The organism is Phaeacidiphilus oryzae TH49, from assembly GCF_000744815.1.
In the GTDB taxonomy this organism is placed as follows: Bacteria; Actinomycetota; Actinomycetes; order Streptomycetales; family Streptomycetaceae; genus Phaeacidiphilus; species Phaeacidiphilus oryzae.
In genome coordinates, this window is record NZ_JQMQ01000005.1 from 2,816,764 (window position 1) to 2,832,688 (window position 15,925).

General features: G+C 74.6%; 15 protein-coding genes. 8 read left to right on the plus strand and 7 right to left on the minus strand.

Translation table 11 applies throughout. The annotated features are described in order from the left end of the window. Positions 1 to 74: 74 nt before the first annotated feature. On the plus strand, positions 75 to 542 hold the full coding sequence (locus tag BS73_RS16315) for a hypothetical protein (RefSeq protein WP_037573161.1): 468 nt from the start codon (positions 75 to 77) through the stop codon (positions 540 to 542). On the opposite strand, the gene BS73_RS16320 is transcribed toward BS73_RS16315, so the two are convergent. The 5 genes from BS73_RS16320 to BS73_RS16340 form a co-directional block, all read right to left on the minus strand. Further along, positions 539 to 1,159: a response regulator transcription factor gene (locus BS73_RS16320; protein ID WP_037573167.1), complete on the minus strand. Its 621-nt coding sequence runs from the start codon at positions 1,157 to 1,159 to the stop codon at positions 539 to 541. The genes BS73_RS16315 and BS73_RS16320 overlap by 4 nt on opposite strands. Positions 1,160 to 1,220: 61 nt before the next feature. Beyond that, positions 1,221 to 2,462, minus strand: a complete 1,242-nt coding sequence (locus BS73_RS16325) for a sensor histidine kinase (protein ID WP_084704118.1) — start codon at positions 2,460 to 2,462, stop codon at positions 1,221 to 1,223. 53 nt (positions 2,463 to 2,515) lie between these two features. After that, the gene (locus BS73_RS16330; RefSeq protein ID WP_037573170.1) at positions 2,516 to 3,235 is read right to left on the minus strand and encodes an ABC transporter permease; all 720 of its coding nucleotides are present in this window, start codon (positions 3,233 to 3,235) and stop codon (positions 2,516 to 2,518) included. A 5-nt stretch (positions 3,236 to 3,240) separates the two neighbouring features. Further along, entirely contained in the window at positions 3,241 to 4,164 is a 924-nt protein-coding gene (locus tag BS73_RS16335) for an ABC transporter ATP-binding protein (RefSeq protein WP_037579853.1), read from the minus strand. A gap of 432 nt (positions 4,165 to 4,596) precedes the next feature. Then, a complete protein-coding gene (locus BS73_RS16340; RefSeq protein WP_037573173.1) occupies positions 4,597 to 6,810 on the minus strand; it encodes a prolyl oligopeptidase family serine peptidase in 2,214 nt (737 codons plus the stop codon). A gap of 251 nt (positions 6,811 to 7,061) precedes the next feature. On the opposite strand from BS73_RS16340, the gene BS73_RS16345 reads away from it, so the two are divergent. From BS73_RS16345 to BS73_RS34705, 3 genes are all read left to right on the plus strand, one after another. Next, positions 7,062 to 7,256 (plus strand): hypothetical protein, encoded by a 195-nt coding sequence (locus BS73_RS16345; RefSeq protein WP_037573182.1) that lies wholly within the window; start codon positions 7,062 to 7,064, stop codon positions 7,254 to 7,256. A gap of 86 nt (positions 7,257 to 7,342) precedes the next feature. After that, positions 7,343 to 8,281: an N-acetyl-1-D-myo-inositol-2-amino-2-deoxy-alpha-D-glucopyranoside deacetylase gene (gene mshB / locus BS73_RS16350; protein ID WP_051940003.1), complete on the plus strand. Its 939-nt coding sequence runs from the start codon at positions 7,343 to 7,345 to the stop codon at positions 8,279 to 8,281. Next, a complete protein-coding gene (locus BS73_RS34705; RefSeq protein WP_063837004.1) occupies positions 8,278 to 8,778 on the plus strand; it encodes a DUF6113 family protein in 501 nt (166 codons plus the stop codon). Before mshB ends, BS73_RS34705 begins: the two co-directional genes overlap by 4 nt. 464 nt (positions 8,779 to 9,242) lie before the next feature. Here the strand turns inward: BS73_RS34705 and BS73_RS38770 are convergent, their stop codons facing one another. Both BS73_RS38770 and BS73_RS37435 read right to left on the minus strand, forming a co-directional pair. Then, on the minus strand, positions 9,243 to 9,518 hold the full coding sequence (locus BS73_RS38770; RefSeq protein ID WP_152617624.1) for a hypothetical protein: 276 nt from the start codon (positions 9,516 to 9,518) through the stop codon (positions 9,243 to 9,245). Positions 9,519 to 9,528: 10 nt separating this feature from the next. Further along, positions 9,529 to 9,708, minus strand: a complete 180-nt coding sequence (locus tag BS73_RS37435) for a hypothetical protein (protein WP_152617625.1) — start codon at positions 9,706 to 9,708, stop codon at positions 9,529 to 9,531. A 320-nt stretch (positions 9,709 to 10,028) separates the two neighbouring features. Here BS73_RS37435 and BS73_RS16365 point away from each other — a divergent pair, with 320 nt between their 5' ends. From BS73_RS16365 to BS73_RS16380, 4 genes are all read left to right on the plus strand, one after another. Next, complete coding sequence (locus BS73_RS16365) at positions 10,029 to 11,972, plus strand: hypothetical protein (protein ID WP_037573184.1); 1,944 nt, start codon at positions 10,029 to 10,031, stop codon at positions 11,970 to 11,972. Between the two features lie 155 nt (positions 11,973 to 12,127). Next, positions 12,128 to 14,023, plus strand: coding sequence for an ABC transporter substrate-binding protein (locus tag BS73_RS16370; protein WP_037573186.1), 1,896 nt, complete (start codon positions 12,128 to 12,130; stop codon positions 14,021 to 14,023). After that, a complete protein-coding gene (locus tag BS73_RS16375; protein WP_037573188.1) occupies positions 14,020 to 14,988 on the plus strand; it encodes an ABC transporter permease in 969 nt (322 codons plus the stop codon). Before BS73_RS16370 ends, BS73_RS16375 begins: the two co-directional genes overlap by 4 nt. Continuing rightward, positions 14,985 to 15,920 carry an ABC transporter permease gene (locus tag BS73_RS16380; RefSeq protein ID WP_084704121.1) on the plus strand — a complete coding sequence of 312 codons (936 nt, stop codon included), beginning with the start codon at positions 14,985 to 14,987 and terminating at the stop codon, positions 15,918 to 15,920. The genes BS73_RS16375 and BS73_RS16380 overlap by 4 nt, the downstream gene beginning before the upstream one ends. Positions 15,921 to 15,925: the final 5 nt, after the last annotated feature.

Consider the following 15,925-nt stretch of genomic DNA (forward strand, 5'->3'; position numbering starts at 1 on the left):
GGACGCGCCGAGGAACGGCGCCGAAGCCCCTCCCGCACCCACCACATCGACTATCGACCGACGGAACGGCTGCCATGGAAACCAGGCTTGAGCAGGAGCCGCGGGAGCGGCGCGACCGGCAGCGGCTGGACGCCCTCGAGGCCGAGCTGGCCGGCGTCCTCACCGGACGGTGGCTGACCGCGGATCAGGAGCCGGACTGGATCGAGCCGGCGGTCCGCGCGTTCTGGCGGCTGGAGAACGACCCGGCCGCGCAGCTGCCCGGGACCGCCGCGCCGGAGGCCGTCGCCGCCTGGGCGGCCGGGCTGCTGGCCGAGCATGGGGTGACCGGCGGCGGCGCCGTCTACCTCTCGACCGGCACCCGGGCGCGGCCCTGGGCCGAGTGCTCCACCGGGCGCCCGGACTGGCTGGTCCGGGTCCGCGCGGCGGTGCCGGAGAGCCAGCTGCTCCTCTCCTCGGACCTGGAGCGGGTGGCCGCGGTGGACGAGCAGGACCACACCTTCGACTTCCATGTCTCCGAGGTCGCGGAGCGGCTCAGGGGCTAGAGCCAGCCCTTCTCGCGGGCGATCCGGACGGCCTCGGCGCGGTTGCGGGCCTGGGTCTTCTGGATCGCCATCGACAGGTAGTTGCGGACCGTGCCCTCGGAGAGGTGCAGCCGCTTGGCGATGTCCGCGTTGACCGAGCCGTCCGCGGCCGCGGCCAGGACGTCGCGTTCGCGGGCGGTGAGCGGGTTCGCGCCCTCGGCGAGCGCCGCGGCGGCGAGCACCGGGTCGATGACCCGCTCGCCGCGGAGCACCCGCCGTACCGCGTCGGCGAGTTGGGCCGCGGGTGCGTCCTTCACCAGGAAGGCGTCGGCGCCGGACTCCATCGCCCGGCGGAGGTAGCCGGGGCGGCCGAAGGTGGTCAGGATGACGATCCGGCAGCCGGGGAGCGCCTCCCGGAGGCGGGCGGCGGCCTCGATCCCCGTCATCCCCGGCATCTCGATGTCGAGGAGGGCGACGTCCACGCTCCCCGCCTTCGCGGCGTCGACGACCTCGTCGCCCCTGGACACCTGGGCGACGACCTCGATGTCGCCCTCCAGCCCCAGAAGCGCGGCGAGCGCCTCGCGCACCATCGCCTGGTCCTCGGCCAGCAGCAGCCTGATCGTCTCGTCCCCGGACATGGCCCATAGCGTACGGGTGCGGAGCGACCCGGGGCCGCCCGCCCCGGGGCCCGGGGCGGGGCTAGACGCGCCTGGGGACCCTCGCCGTGAGGCGGAAGCCGCCGCCCGCCGCCGCGCCGGTCGTCAGCTCGCCGCCCACCGCGGTGAGGCGTTCGGACAGGCCGGTGAGGCCGTTGCCCGCGGACGCCCGCCCGGGACCCGCGCCGTTGTCGGCGACCGTCAGCGTGACGGCGTCAGCGGCCTCGTGGAGGCGGATCTCGCACCGGCTCGCCCCGCTGTGCCGGACCACGTTGGTGACCGACTCCCGCAGCGCCCAGGCCAGCGCCGCCTCCTCCTCGGTGCCCAGCCCGTCCGGGACCGCGACCTCCGCGTCCAGTTCGACCTTGCCGGCCGCCAGCGCCGTCCGCGCCGCCACCAGCTCGACCGACAGCTTCGGCCGCCGGTAGCCGCCGACCGCCGCCCGGACGTCCACCAGCGCCTGCCGCCCCACCTGTTCGATGTCCGTGACCTGCGCCCGCGCCTCCTCCTCCCGCGACTGGTCCATCAGCCGCCCGGTCAGCTCGGCCTTGAGGGTGATCAGCGAGAGCGAGTGCCCCAGCAGGTCGTGGAGGTCGCGGGCCAGCCGCAGCCGCTCGTCGGCCGCGGCCAGCTCGGCCACCGTGCGCCGCGCCTCGCGCAGCTCGTGCATGGTGCGGACCAGCTGCTGGAGCCCCGTCATGGCGAACCCGCCGAGCAGCGTGGAGAAGACCAGCGGATAGAAGGAGCTGCCGTTCGCCCCGTCGGCGGCCCCGGTGGGCACGCCGACCGCGACCGTCAGCGCGGTCACCCCGACCACCCCGCGCATCGCGTACTTCGGCGGCAGGACCGCGCCCATCGCCACCCCGGAGTAGACGAAGAGCGTCACCCACGGGCTGCCCAGGGTGGCCGTGGTGGCCACCGCCAGCGCCGGCATCAGCACCACCGCCGCGATGCTGACCGCCTGCCAGTCCTTGCGGAGCATCCCCCGGACCATCACCAGCGCCAGGTACGAGGCGAGGAAGACCGCCAGCGCCGTCCAGCCCCACACCTGGGCGGCGATCCCGTGCCGGCCGCCGGTCAGATCGGTGATCGGGTACGCCAGATACAGCATCCACAGCAGCATCCAGGCCAGCTTGACCAGCATCTGGCGGCGGTTCTCCGGGGGCCGCCCGATGCCCGGCCCGCTGGCGTAGCCGGGGTCCCCGACGGCCAGGTACGGGGCCGTGACCGGGCGTACCGTGAGCGGTCCCGGGCGGCGTCTGGGCGGTGTCTGGCTGGTCGTCATGGCTGCGCTCTCCCCCGTCGGACGGACACGACTCCGACGTTAACCCCGGAGGGTCAGATCTTCTGCTTGTCCCGCTGGTAGAGCCTGGAGGCGAGGGCGACGAAGACGACCAGGTACCCGGCGAGGGCGGCCATGTGGCCGACGTTGACCGAGCCGCCGGTCTCGATGGTCCGGCCCAGCTCGTTGTAGAGGGCGATCGGCGTCCAGCCGGCGATCCTGCCGAAGGTGCCGGTGATGGCGAACCAGGTGCCGCCGAGGAAGGCCATCCCGATGTAGAAGACCATCACGATCGGCTGCACCCCGTCCGGCGGTGCCATGTACCCGATGGCGACGCCGAGGGCGGAGAAGACGAACGCGCCGATCCACAGCGCCAGCACCAGCCCGATCCAGGTCGGCGCGGAGAGCCGGACGCCCTGGGCCGCGGCCAGGACGAAGACGGCGAGGATCGCCGGCAGGGTGGCCGCCGCCGCGGCACCGATCTTCGCCGCGACATAGCCCCAGCTGGGCAGCGAGGTCAGGCGGAGCTGGCGGACCCAGCCGGCCTTCCGCTCGGTGGAGATCCGCATCGCCGTGTTGAGGGCGGCGCCCACCGTGCCGAAGGTGGCCATGGCCACCATGAAGTAGGTCTTGGCGTCGATCCCGGGCAGCAGGTCGTGGTTGCCGTACGAGCCGGACATGATCGCGAACAGGCCGACCGGATAGACGATGGTGAAGAAGAGGTAGCGGCGGTTGCGGAGGATCCGCAGGACCTCCAGGCGCATCAGGGTCTTCATGGTTCTCAGCGCTCCCCTTCGTTCGTGCTGCTCCTGGCGTCCGCCTCGTCCGCCTCGTCGGTGATGGCGAGGAAGGCCTGCTCCAGGCCGAGCCCGGTGACCTCCAGGCCGCGCGGGTAGAGGCCCGCCCGGTAGATCGCGGCGACCGTGGCGTCCGCGTCGTTGCTGCGGATGCGGACGGTGTGCCCGGCGCCGCCGTCCAGCGAGACGACGCCCGGCAGCTGCTCCAGCGCGCCCGGGGCGGCCGGCTCGGCCAGGTCGAAGCTGATCCGGCGGAGGCCGGCCCGGGCCTTGATCTCGGCCGCGGTGCCGTCCGCCAGCAGCCGGCCCTTGTGGAGCACCAGCACCCGGTCGGCGACCGAGTCGGCCTCCTCCAGGTAGTGGGTGGCGAAGAGGACCGTGCGGCCCGCCTCGGCCTGCTCCTTCATCGACGTCCAGAAGGACTGGCGGGAGGTGACGTCCATGCCGGTGGTCGGCTCGTCGAGGACGACCAGGTCGTTGTCGCCGGCGATGGCGAGGGCGAAGCGGACCCGCTGGGTCTGGCCGCCGGAGAGCCTGTCCACCTTGCGGTCGCCGATGTCGTCGATCCCGGCGCGCTTCATGATCTCGTCCACCCGGTGGCCGCGCGGATGGAGGTCGCAGCCGAGGGCGACCATCTCACGGACCGTCACCTCCGGCATCAGGCCGCCGCTCTGCAGCATGGCGCCGACCCGGCCGTCCGTGATGGCCTGGCGCGGAGTGCCGCCGAAGAGGCTGACGCTGCCGCGGTCCGGGTCGCGGAGGCCGAGGAGGAGGTCGAAGCTGGTCGACTTGCCGGCGCCGTTGGGGCCGAGCAGGGCGACGGTCTCGCCGGCGGTGAGCTCGAAGCCGAGGTCCTGTACGGCGCGGACCTTGCCGAAGCTCTTGCTGACGCCGTCGAAGACGGCGATGGTGCCGTGGGCGCGGGGCGCGCGTGATCCGGTGCCGGCCCCCGTGTGCGGCTGCCGCCCGGCTTCTCGAATCGGTGTGCTCATGGCCACAAGGGTGCGGGAGCGGGGCGTCTGCGGGGCAGTGTGCGGGTTCGTGAGTCCTGCATGACATCCGTCATGTGCGACACCGTGATTTCCCCGTGGCCCTTCCCGCACCGGGGGGAGCGCGTGGGGGCGGCGACGGGCGGGCGCGTCGGCGGCCGCGGGTCCGTGGGGGGCTGGTCGCGCAGTTCCCCGCGCCCCTGATTCGCGCCCCGAAGGGCCAGGCGAATCGGCCGCACAGGCCCCCGCCCCCGAATCGCGGCCCGAAGGGCCAGGCGGTTCAGGGGCGCGGGGAACTGCGCGGCCAGCCCCCCACGGACCCGCACTCGGCCATGGACAGACCGTTGCCGGTCAGACGCCGAGAGCCCGGCGCAAAAAGTCGACCTGCAGGAGCAGGAGGTTCTCGGCGACCTCCTCCTGAGGGGTCATGTGGGTCACCCCGGACAGCGGCAACACCTCGTGCGGGCGGCCCGCCGCCAGGAGGTGGGAGGAGAGGCGGAGGGTGTGCGCCGCCACGACGTTGTCGTCCGCGAGGCCGTGGATCAGCATCAGCGGGCGCTCCAGCCTCGGCGCGTCGGCGAGGAGGGAGTTGGCGCGGTAGACCTCCTCCGTCACGGGGTGGCCGAGGTAGCGCTCGGTGTAGTGGGTGTCGTACAGCTCCCAGTCGGTCACCGGGGCGCCCGCGACCGCCGCGTGGAAGACGTCCGGCCGCCGCAGCACCGCCAGCGCCGCCAGGTACCCGCCGTAGGACCAGCCGCGGATGCCGACCCGTCCGAGGTCCAGCGGGTGGTCCTCGGCCAGCGCCTGGAGCGCCGCCACCTGGTCGTCCAGCGTCGCCCCGGCGAAGTCGCGGGCAACCGACTTCTCCCAGTCCGGGCTGTGCCCGGGGGTGCCGCGGCCGTCCGCGACCACCACCGCGAAGCCCTGGTCGGCGAACCACTGCGAGGTGAGGTGGGCGTTGTGCGAGGCGACCACCATCTGGCCGTGCGGGCCGCCGTACGGGTTCATCAGCACCGGCAGCCGGCCGTCCCGGGCCGGGTCGTAGCCGGTGGGCAGCAGCACGGCGGACGGGATGCCGCGCGGGCTGGCCCGGCCGATCAGCGGGGCCGCGGTGATCACCGGCGGCTCGGCGAGCGAGGCGATCTCGGCGAGCGGCCGGTCGTCCCGCCAGACCGCCGCCTCGGTGCCGGGCCGGTCGAGGGCGGCGGAGAGGAGCACCCGCACCGGCCCGCCGTTCCGCACCGCCCCGTGGTGGCCCGGCCGCCCGCTGAGCCGCACCGCCGGGCCCCCGTCGGGGTCCAGCGGCACCCGGTAGACGTGCACCTCGCCGGTCTCCGGCCGGCCCGCCGCCTCCGCGGCCGGCCCGGCCGAGGCGGTGATCAGGACGTCGGTGTCGCCGATGTCCAGCACCGCCCGGACGTGGAGCTCCGGGCCGGTGCGCACGGCGTCGCCGACGACCAGGGCGCGGACGCCCGCGCCTCCGTCCGCGCCGCCGCCCGAGTCGGGCAGGTCGGCGATCCGCACCAACCGGCCGTCGCCGGTCCAGGCCGGGACGCCGGAGAAGAGCTCCAGCCAGACCGGGTCCTCCTCGTCCAGGACCGTGCTGGTCGAGCCGGTGTCCGGGTCCACCGCCAGGTAGCGCTGGGCGCGCTGGTCGCGGGTCTGGACGAGCAGCAGCGGCGGGCCGCCGGCCGACCAGTGCACCCGGGCCAGGTACGGGAACCGCCCGCGGTCCCACTTCACCTCGGCCCGGCTCCCGTCCAGGCCGAGGACGTACAGCCCGACCTCGGCGTTGGGGGTGCCGGCCGCCGGATAGGCGACCTCGCGGGGCGGCCGGGAGGGGTTGGCCGGGTCGGCGATCCACCACCGCTGGACCGGGGACTCGTCCACCCGGGCGGCCAGCATCCGCTCCCCGTCCGGTGCCCACCAGAAGCCGCGGAAGCGGCTCATCTCCTCCTGGGCGATGAACTCGGCCTGCCCCCAGGACACCCGGCCGCGCTCGGACTCCTCGGGGGCGGCCAGCGCCCGGTCCCCGGTGCCGTCGGCGGCGATCACCCGCAGCTCGCCGTCGACGGTGGCGTACCCGATGTGCCGGCCGTCCGGGGACGGGCGGGGGTCCAGCAGCGGACCGGCGGCGGGGAGCTCGCGGGCGGTGCCGCCCGGGGTGAGGCCGGCCGTGAAGAGGCGGCCGGAGAGGACGAAGGCGGCGAGGGTGACGGCCGCGTCGGTGGCGTAGCCGACCACGCCCGCCGAGCCCTCGCGGCTGCGCTCGCGGCGGGCCCGCTCGGCGTCGGTCAGCGACTCGCCGCCGCTGTCCAGGAGGGCGGCGGGGTCGGCGGCGACCCGCTCGGCGGGGGCCGCGGCGGACCCCCCGTCCGGAGCAGCGTCACCCGGAAGGTCGAGCACCCACAGCAGGTTCGCCCGTTCGGTCCCCCCGCGGGTTCGGAGGAAGGCGACCCGGCTGCCGTCCGGCGAGAGCGCGAACGAGCGCGGCGCGCCCAGGGTGTAGCGGAGCGTCCGGGAGTACTGGCGGGGAAAGGTCGGAGCGGGCGTCACCGGAGTCATGTGCCGAACCCTAAGTGCTCCGGGCCGCGAGGTGCCCCCGTTCGGGTGGATCTAGGAATCGCCCGAGGCCCGGCTTCCGGGACATGATCCACCCGGTCGTGCGCCCCGGAGATGCCTCCATGCTCCGGCATATGCATGCTGACGGAAAGTGATGCATCGGTCACTGTACGGGTATCGATGAGATACCCGCCCGTCCCCAACGGTGCGGCCGTCCCCGCCGCTACCGGTAGCCGATAGAGGTGAGTTGACCAATGGCCTTGACCTTCTCGGCCGTGCTGCTGATGTTGATCGTGGTCGTGCTGCTGATCCGCCGCTCCGGGCTGAAGATCTGGCACGCCCTGGCCTGCGCGCTGCTCGGCTTCTACCTGGCGTCCAGTTCCATCGCGCCCTCCGTGAAGACGTTGACCACCAACGTCGCGGGGATGATCAGCGGCATCAAGCTGTAGCCGGATCGCAGCGGGTGCGGCGCCGTGCCGCGGTCGGCGCCGCACCCGGGCGATCCCTGTCGGCCCCGCCCCGTAGGCTGGCCCGCATGACGACCCACGCACCGGGCCCCGCGCCGGACGGCGCCAGGCGGCTGCTGCTCGTCCACGCGCACCCGGACGACGAGACGATCGGCAACGGCGCCACGATGGCCCGCTACGCCGCCGAGGGGGCCCACGTCACCTTGGTGACCTGCACCCTCGGCGAGGAGGGCGAGGTCATCCCGCCGGAGCTGGCGCACCTCGCCGCCGGCCGGGACGACACCCTGGGCGACCACCGGATCGGCGAACTCGCCGCCGCCATGCGCGAGTTGGGCGTCACCGACCACCGCTTCCTGGGCGGCCCCGGCCGGTACCGGGACTCCGGGATGATGGGCGTCCCGAGCAACGAGCGGCCGGACTGCTTCTGGCAGGCCGACCTGGACGAGGCCGCCGGGCGGCTGGCCGCGGTGATCCGCGAGGTCCGCCCCCAGGTGCTGGTCACCTACGACGCCGACGGCGGCTACGGCCACCCCGACCACATCCAGGCGCACCGGGTCGCGATGCGCGGCCACCGGCTGGCCGCGGACCCGGACTTCCGGACCGGGGACGGCCGGGAACCGCACCGGATCGACAAGGTGTACTGGAACTGCATGCCGCGCTCGGTGCTCGAGGCGGGCTTCGAGGCGCTGCGGGCGGCCGGCAAGGACTCCCCCTTCCCCGGCGTGGCCGGCCCGGACGACGTCCCCGGCGTGGTCGAGGACGCGGAGGTGACGGCCGCCGTGGACGGCTCGGCCTACCGCGAGCGGAAGGCGGCCGCGATGCGCGCCCACGCCACCCAGATCGCGGTGGACGGGCCGTTCTTCGCCCTCTCCAACCACCTCGGCCAGCCGATGCCGGCGGTCGAGTACTACCGCCTGGTCGAGGGCGCCCCGGGCAAGGCGGACCCGGAGACCGGCTGGGAGTCCGACCTCTTCGCGGGCGTGCCCGGCGTCGGGGGGCCGGCGTGAGCGGGGGCGGGAACGGCGGCGGAGGCGGCAAGGGGAACGGCGGGCCGAACCGCGGGGCGAACCGCGGGGGCGGGGCCGCCGCCCCGCGGGTGCCCGCGCCCCGGGCGGCGGCCCCCGCCTTCGGCTTCGGATTCGGCGGCTCGCAGCCGCTGCTCGGCACCGGCGTGCGGTACACCGCCTACGTCCTGCTGCTGCTTCTGGGCGCGGTGGTGGGGATCGCGGGATGTTTCGTACAGGCGCTGTGGTTCCCCGGCGGACTCCTGCTGGCGCTGTTCGCCACCGCGGGCCTCTTCTACGGCGGCACCCGGCTGACCGGGACCAGGCTCGGGGCGCTGGTCCCGGCGATCGGCTGGTTCGTCGCGCTGCTGCCGGCGATGGGCCAGCGGCCCGAGGGCGATCTCCTGCTGACCGGCGAACTAGGCTCGTACGTCTACCTGTTCGTCGGTGCGATCTCGGCAGTGATCTGCGCCACCCTGCCGGGAGGCCGGGGACGGTAGGCGGGGGTTCCGCCTGGGGCCCCAATGTGTGGAAAGCGTCACGATACGGCAACCACCGGACCAAGAGGGGGAAATGCTCGACGCGGCCCCCGCCCGGCGGAGCCCAGTATGGTGGTGCCGCGCACGCCCGGGGGCACGCGGTATCGGTCAGGCACTCACCGGCCCGACCGGGACCGGCAGCCGCCGGGAGCGCGCCGTCTGGGGGGACGGCGCCGGCGGACCCCGAGAAGGAGCAGACGGCTCCGGTGTCCGCGGGCACCGGACAAGACTGGTGTCGGAGCGTCGATCCGGCGGCACGGCGGTAGCACCGGCCGGGCAGCCGATGGGCGCCAACCCGCACCTCGTCCACGCAGGGCGGGGAGCCAACCCGGAGCAGCAGTAGTGAGTCGAGAATCTGACAACGCGTCGCCGAAGCCCCGCGGCGGTGCCGGCGGTGCCGCCGGTGCCGGCAGAGCTGCTAGCGCCTACCCCTCGGGGACCCAGCCGTACGCGCCGGCGTCGCCCGGTGCCGGCGGGGCGCCGGGCGACGGCGAGGACCAGCGGGAGCAGGCGTCCCCGTCCCCGGACGCCGGGCGGACCGAGACCACGCTCACGACCCGGATCCGCATCAACATCCCGGGCTCGCGGCCGATCCCGCCCGTGGTGGTGCGCGAGCCGATGAAGAACGCCGAGGCGGGCGCGGGCGAGCCGGGCGAGACGGCGCCGGAGCGGCCGAGCGGGCCGCGGCACCGGGTGGACAAGACCCAGTCCTCACCCGTGCTGGGCGTGGTGGACGCCGGCGGCCAGTCGACGCCCCGCGTCGATCTGCCCCCGGAGTGGGCCGATTCGGCGTCGGCGCAGCGGCAGTCGCAGCAGCCGCAGCAGCCGCAGGCGCCTCAGCAGTCGCAGCAGGCGCGGCAGTCCGCGCAGGGCTTCGACACCTCGGGGCACGGCCGCCCGGCCGAGGGCGGCTACGGCGGAAACGCTCCGGCCGCCCCGTACGGCTACGACCAGGGGTACGAGAACGGGCCCGAGGGCTCCGGTCCCGGCCGGCCGGGACCGGCCGACGGGCCGTCGACTCCTGGCGGGGCGCAGGGCTTCGAGACCTCGCACGGCGGGTCCGGGCAGGGCCTCGGCGCGGGCGCGCCGGACGGCTCCGGCCCCCGTACCGGCTCCTTCGAGTTCCTCGGCGGGCCGACCGGCATCGGCGTGCGCGGGACCGAGGCGCCGAACCAGGAGCCGGCCGCGAGCGGCGGCGAGGACAGCGGCGAGTGGTTCCGGCCGCGCCGCCGCGCCCAGCAGGGCCCGGGCGAGCAGCCACCGCAGGCACCGCAGCCGCCGGAGGCCGCGCACCGGCGGCAGGCACCGCAGCCGCCGGAGCAGTCCCGGCCGGCGGGTCCGTCCGCACCGGCGGGGCCCCCGGCGCGGGGGCGGGCCTCGGCGGCGGCAGCAGCACCACCGGGCAGTTCGCCGTCCCCGGCGCCCCGGAGGCGCCGGGCGCTCCCGGCGCGGGCCAGGACCCCGCCGCCCCCGCCTCGCCGTTCCCGCCCGCGCAGGGCGGCGCCCACGGCACCAACGGCGGCGGCCTGCCGCTGGGCGAGGCCGCCGCGCTGGGCCGCCCGGCCCCCGAGGCCGGACCGCGCCCGTACGGCGAGGCCGGCACCGACGCCCGGCGCGGACAGGGGCCCGCCGGCCCCGGCCCGGCCGCCGCCCCGCCGCCGCCGAAGACCGAGCGCGCCGCGGAGAGCACCGCGCCCTTCCCGGTCTTCGACCCCCACCACGTCCCGACTCCGCCGCCGGCCCCCAAGTCCGGCGGCCCGGCGGCCGGACCGGGCGCCACCGGCGGGAATCCGCCGTTCGGCGCGTTCCCGCCGAGCCCGCCCCCGGCGGCCACCCAGGCCTCGACGGCCTCGGCCACCGCGGGCGTCGCGCCGACCGCCCCGGGCGTCCGCTCGCCCTTCCCGCCGGGCCCGGGCGGTTCGCCGTTCCCGCCCGCTCCGGGCGGGCCCACCGCTCCCGGCGGGCTCGGCGGACCCGGCGGTCCCGGCGCCCCCGGCGGTTCGCCTTCGCCGTTCGCCCAGCAGAACTCCCCGTTCCCGCCCCCGCCCGGGGCCGACGGCGGCCCCGCCGGCAAGGTGCCGGACGGCTTCGCCGGCGGCATCGGCGGCGTCGGCGAGACGGCCTCCCGCAAGCCGGGAGACGCGCCGCTGCCGCCCCCGCCGAAGCCCACCCCGGCCCCGTCCTCCGGCGGCGCCAAGGCCGGCCGCGGACTGCGCCGCCCGATCAAGAAGGCGGTGTACGGCGTCGGCGGGCTGGTCGCGATCGGCGCGGTGGCGTACGGCGCCGGGCTGATGATGGACCAGGCGGACATCCCCAAGGGGACCACCGTGATGGGCGTCGACATCGGCGGCGACAGCCGGGACGCGGCAGTGAACACCCTGGACGGCACCATCGGCAAGAGCTCGCAGCAGCCGCTGGCGCTGTCCATCGGCGGCCGGACGGTCCAACTCAACCCGTCCGTGGCCGGGTTGACCGTCGACACCACCGCGACCGTGCAGAGCATCTCGCAGCACAGCTACAACCCGGTCTCGGTGATCGGCAGTCTGTTCGGCGGGAAGCACCCGGTCGCCCCGACCGTCGTGGTGGACCAGCAGAAGCTGCGGGCCGCCCTCCAGCAGCTGGCCCCCAAGGCCGGCGGCGGGGCCTCGGCCATGAAGGAGGGCGAGGTCGTCTTCAAGTCGGTGAACGGCGTCGGCGAGACCTCGGTGATCCTGCCGAAGGCCGGCAAGGGGATGGACATCGGCACCGCGGCGACCGCGGTGACCGACGCCTTCGACGAGCGGGCCCGGGGCGCGAACCCGGGGACCGTGACCATCCCGGTGACGGACGCGCAGCCGAAGGCGACCGCGGCCGCGGTCCGGCAGGCCGACGCGACCCTCGGCAAGTGGGCGCTCTCCGGCCTCTTCCAGGTGAAGGCCGGCTCGGTGACGGTGCCCTTCGGGCCGCACACCTTCAGCGAGGCGCTCACCCTCCAGCCGGACGCGAGCGGCAAGCTGGTGCCGGTCTTCGACGCCGGCAAGCTGGCGGCGGCGTACGGCACGCAGTTCCAGGGGGCGAAGACCAAGACCGGGGCCCCGGTCACCACCCAGGACGTGATCACCGCGCTGACCACCCTGCTGTCCCACCCGAACGGGCCCACCAGCATCACGATCTGACGGTCCGACAGACCGACGGGCGGACAGACCGACGGGCGGACAGACCGACGATCTGACGTCCGGCCCCAGGGGCGTGCGGCGCACGAGGCGCCGCACGCCCCTTTCACCCGTTCGGTGAATCGACACCGGGTGATCGTCCGCCCAGGATGATCACGATGAAGACCGCCCTGCTCACGGCCTCCGCGGCGATCGCCGGCTGCCTGGCGCTCGGCGGCTGCACGCCCGGCACCTCGGCCGCCGACCAGCACCTCACCGCGGACTACTCCTACGGATCGCTCCCCGGCCCCGGCTCCGCGTCGCCCCCGCCGGGCGACGCCGCCCCGCACGGCCGGGTGCGGGTCGCCGAGGCCGTCGGCGCCACCCCGGACTGGATCTTTCCGCTCACCCCGGTGGCCAACAGCTCCGTCTACACCATCTACCAGTTCCAGTACCTGAGTTGGCGGCCGGTCTTCTGGTCCCCGCGCGGCTCCATCCCCGACTGGGACTGGAAGCGCTCGATGGCGGACGGCCCGCCCGCCGTCTCGAACGGCGGCCGGACCTTCACCATCCACCTCAACGGCCGCTACACCTGGTCGACCGGGAGGCCCGTCACCTCGCACGACGTGCTGTTCTTCTACCGGCTCTACAAGGCCGCGGTCGGCGAGGACCCGGCGAACTCGGGCAACTACACCCCCGGCCAGTTCCCGGACAACGTGGTCTCCGCGACCGCTCCGGACGACCGCACGGTGGTCTTCACCTTCGACCGGGTCTACAACCCGTCCTGGGTGCTGGGCACCGAGTTCTCCCAGCTGATCCCGCTGCCCGAGCGGGAGTGGTCCCGGGCCTCGCCCGGCGGCCCCTTCCTGGACACCTCGGACCCGCGCTCCGGCGCCCGCCGCGCACAGGCGGTGTACGACCGTCTGGCGCTGCGCTCCCGCAGCCTGTCCAGCTACGGTTCCGACCCGCTGTGGAAGACCGTGGACGGCCCGTACCGGATCGCCGGCTACAACGCCTCCACCAGCGCCGCCGTCTTCCGCGCCAACCCGGCCTACACCGGCCGGGGCCGCCCGGCCATCGACGAGCTCGACCTCCTCTCGTACACGTCGCCCACCTCGGAGTTCAACGACCTCCTCAACGGCAGCCTGGACTTCGGCTATGTCTCCTCGGACGACTTCCCGCAGCTCGGCAGGCTCCGCCGGAAGGGCTACCACCTGTACGGGAAGCCGGAGTTCGGCAACTTCTTCATCGCCTTCAACTTCCAGGACGGGCGCGGCGGTTTCGCCGCCGCGATCAAGCAGCTGTACGTCCGGCAGGCGATGGCGCACCTGGTGGACCAGCAGGGGCTGATCCAGGGGGCGTACCACGGCCTGGCCGCGCCCGGCTACAACGTGGTGCCGGTCAGCCCGCGCTCCCCCTTCGCCCCCGGCAACGCGCTCCACAACCCGTATCCGTACTCCCCGGCGGAGGCGGCCCGGCTGCTCACCGGGCACGGCTGGCGGGTGGTCCCGGGCGGCACCACCCGCTGCGTACGACCGGGCACCGGGGCCGGGGAGTGCGGCTCGGGTGTGCGGTCCGGCCAGTCCCTGGACTTCACCTTCTACTACGTGGACAACCCCAAGGCGGTGGCGGTCAGCGCCACCGCCTTCGCCTCCGCCCTCAAGGGGATCGGGGTCACCGCCACCCTCAGGTCCGACAAGTTCAACAACGTGCTGGAGAACGAGAGCGACGCCTCCTCGCCCGGGAACCGGGACGACTGGGGGATGGCCTACTGGGGCGGGGAGTCCGACAGCATCTACCCGAGCACGGTCAACCTCTTCAACACCGGCGGCTCGTTCAACGCCGGCGGCTTCTCCGACCCCGGTCTCGACCGGCTGATCGAGGACTCCATGCTCTCCCCCGACCCGCGGGCGCTCAGCCGCGAACTGGCCGCCGTCACCGCGAAGATCCCGGTGCTCTTCCAGCCCAACCCGGCCATGGTCTACGCCTGGAGCCCGCGGCTGAACGGCGATCCGGACGGCTTCGCCGCGGCCACCCAGTACATGCTCAACCCCGAGGACTGGTACCTGCGGTGACCGCGAGCTACCTGCTGCGCCGGCTGGGCGCCGCGGCCCTGGTGGTGTTCGGCATCGTGCTGATCACCTTCGTGCTGCTGCACGTGGTCGCGCCCTCTCCGGCGCACACCGTCCTCGGCCCCAAGGCCACCCCGGCGGCCGTCGCCTCCTGGAACCACGCCAACGGCTTCGACCGGCCCTGGCCGGTGCAGTTCTGGCACTACCTGTACGGACTGCTGCACGGCGACCTCGGCTGGTCCTACAAGCTCAACCAGACCGTCGCCTCGCTCTTCGCCGAGAAGGCCCCGCTGAGTGTCTTCCTCTCGGCCAGCGCGCTGGTGGTCGCGGTCGCGGTGGCGGTCCCGCTGGGCATCCGGCAGGCGGTCCGCCGCAACCGCTGGGACGACGTGGCGGCCACCGTCCTCGCCTTCGTCCTCTACTCCATGCCGGTGTACCTGGTGGCACTGCTGCTGATCCAGGTGTTCGCGCTGTGGCTGGGCTGGGTGGACGCAAACGTCCCGCAGGACCAGTCGCTGTCGGGGGCGCTGGCGCGGGGCGGGGACCTGGTGCTGCCGATCGCCTCGCTGGCCGCCACGTCGGTGGCGGCGTACTCCCGCTACCAGCGCTCGGCCTCACTGGACGTGCTGGCGCAGGACTACATCAAGGTGGCCCGGGCCAAGGGCCTGCCGGAGCGCCTCGTCCACTCGCGGCACCTGGTGCGCAACGCCTCGCTGCCGATGATCACCCTGATCGGGCTCTCCCTGCCGGCCCTGATCGGCGGCAACGTGCTGATCGAATACGCCTTCAACATCAACGGGCTGGGCCTGATGTTCGTCAACGCGCTCAACGACGACGACTACAACGTGCTGCTCGCCTACACACTGCTGACCGCGGTGCTGACGGTGGCCGGCAACCTGGTCGCGGACGTCTGCCTGAGCCTCTCCGATCCGCGGATCCGGCTGACCGGCGGGGAGGCGGCCCGGTGACCGCGGTCTCCCAGCCGGAGCCGGGCGCGGGGCCGGCCGCCGGACCGGCCGCCGGGGCCCCGGACGCCGGCGAGGCGGCCGCCGTCACGCCCGGCTGGCGGCTCGCCCTGCGCGAGTTCGCGGCCAACCGGGCGGCCGTCAGCGGGGTGGCGGTGCTGCTCTTCTTCATCCTGTTCTGCTTCCTCGGCCCGCTGCTCCACCCCACCGACCAGGTCGACACCGCGCTCCTGGCCACCAACCAGCCGCCCGGCGCCGTCCACCCGCTGGGCACGGACGCCTACGGCTTCGACGTACTGGGCCGGATCATGCTCGGCGGCCGGACCTCGCTGGAGATCGGGCTGCTGGCGGCCGTGCTGGCCACCGTCATCGGGACGCTGTGGGGGGCCGTCGCCGGACTCCTCGGCGGGCTGGCGGACGCGGCGATGATGCGGGTGGTCGACATCCTCCTCGCGCTGCCCTTCCTGCTGATCGTGCTGATCATCGCCCACCGGTACGGCTCCAACGTCTGGAACCTGGCGCTGATCCTGGGGGTCTTCTCCTGGCTGGTGCCGGCCCGGCTGGTGCGCGGGGAGGTGCTCACCCTGCGGGTGCGGGACTTCGTGTCGGCGGCGCGGGTGATGGGCGCCGGGCGGGCGTACCTGATCACCCGCCATCTGATCCCGAACGCCCTCGGGGTGGTGCTCGTCAACGTCACCTTCCAGATCGCGGACGCGATCCTGGCGCTGGCCGCCCTGGGCTTCCTCGGCTTCGGCGTCCACTACCCGCGGACCGACTGGGGATCGCAGATCTCGGACGCGGCGGAGAACCTCTCCAACGGCTACTGGTGGCTGGTCTTCCCGGTGGGGACGGCGCTGGTGCTGGTGGTGATGGCGTTCAACCTGATCGGCGACGGCCTGCGGGACGCGGTCGACGTACGGCTGCGGCGGAGGTGAGGGCA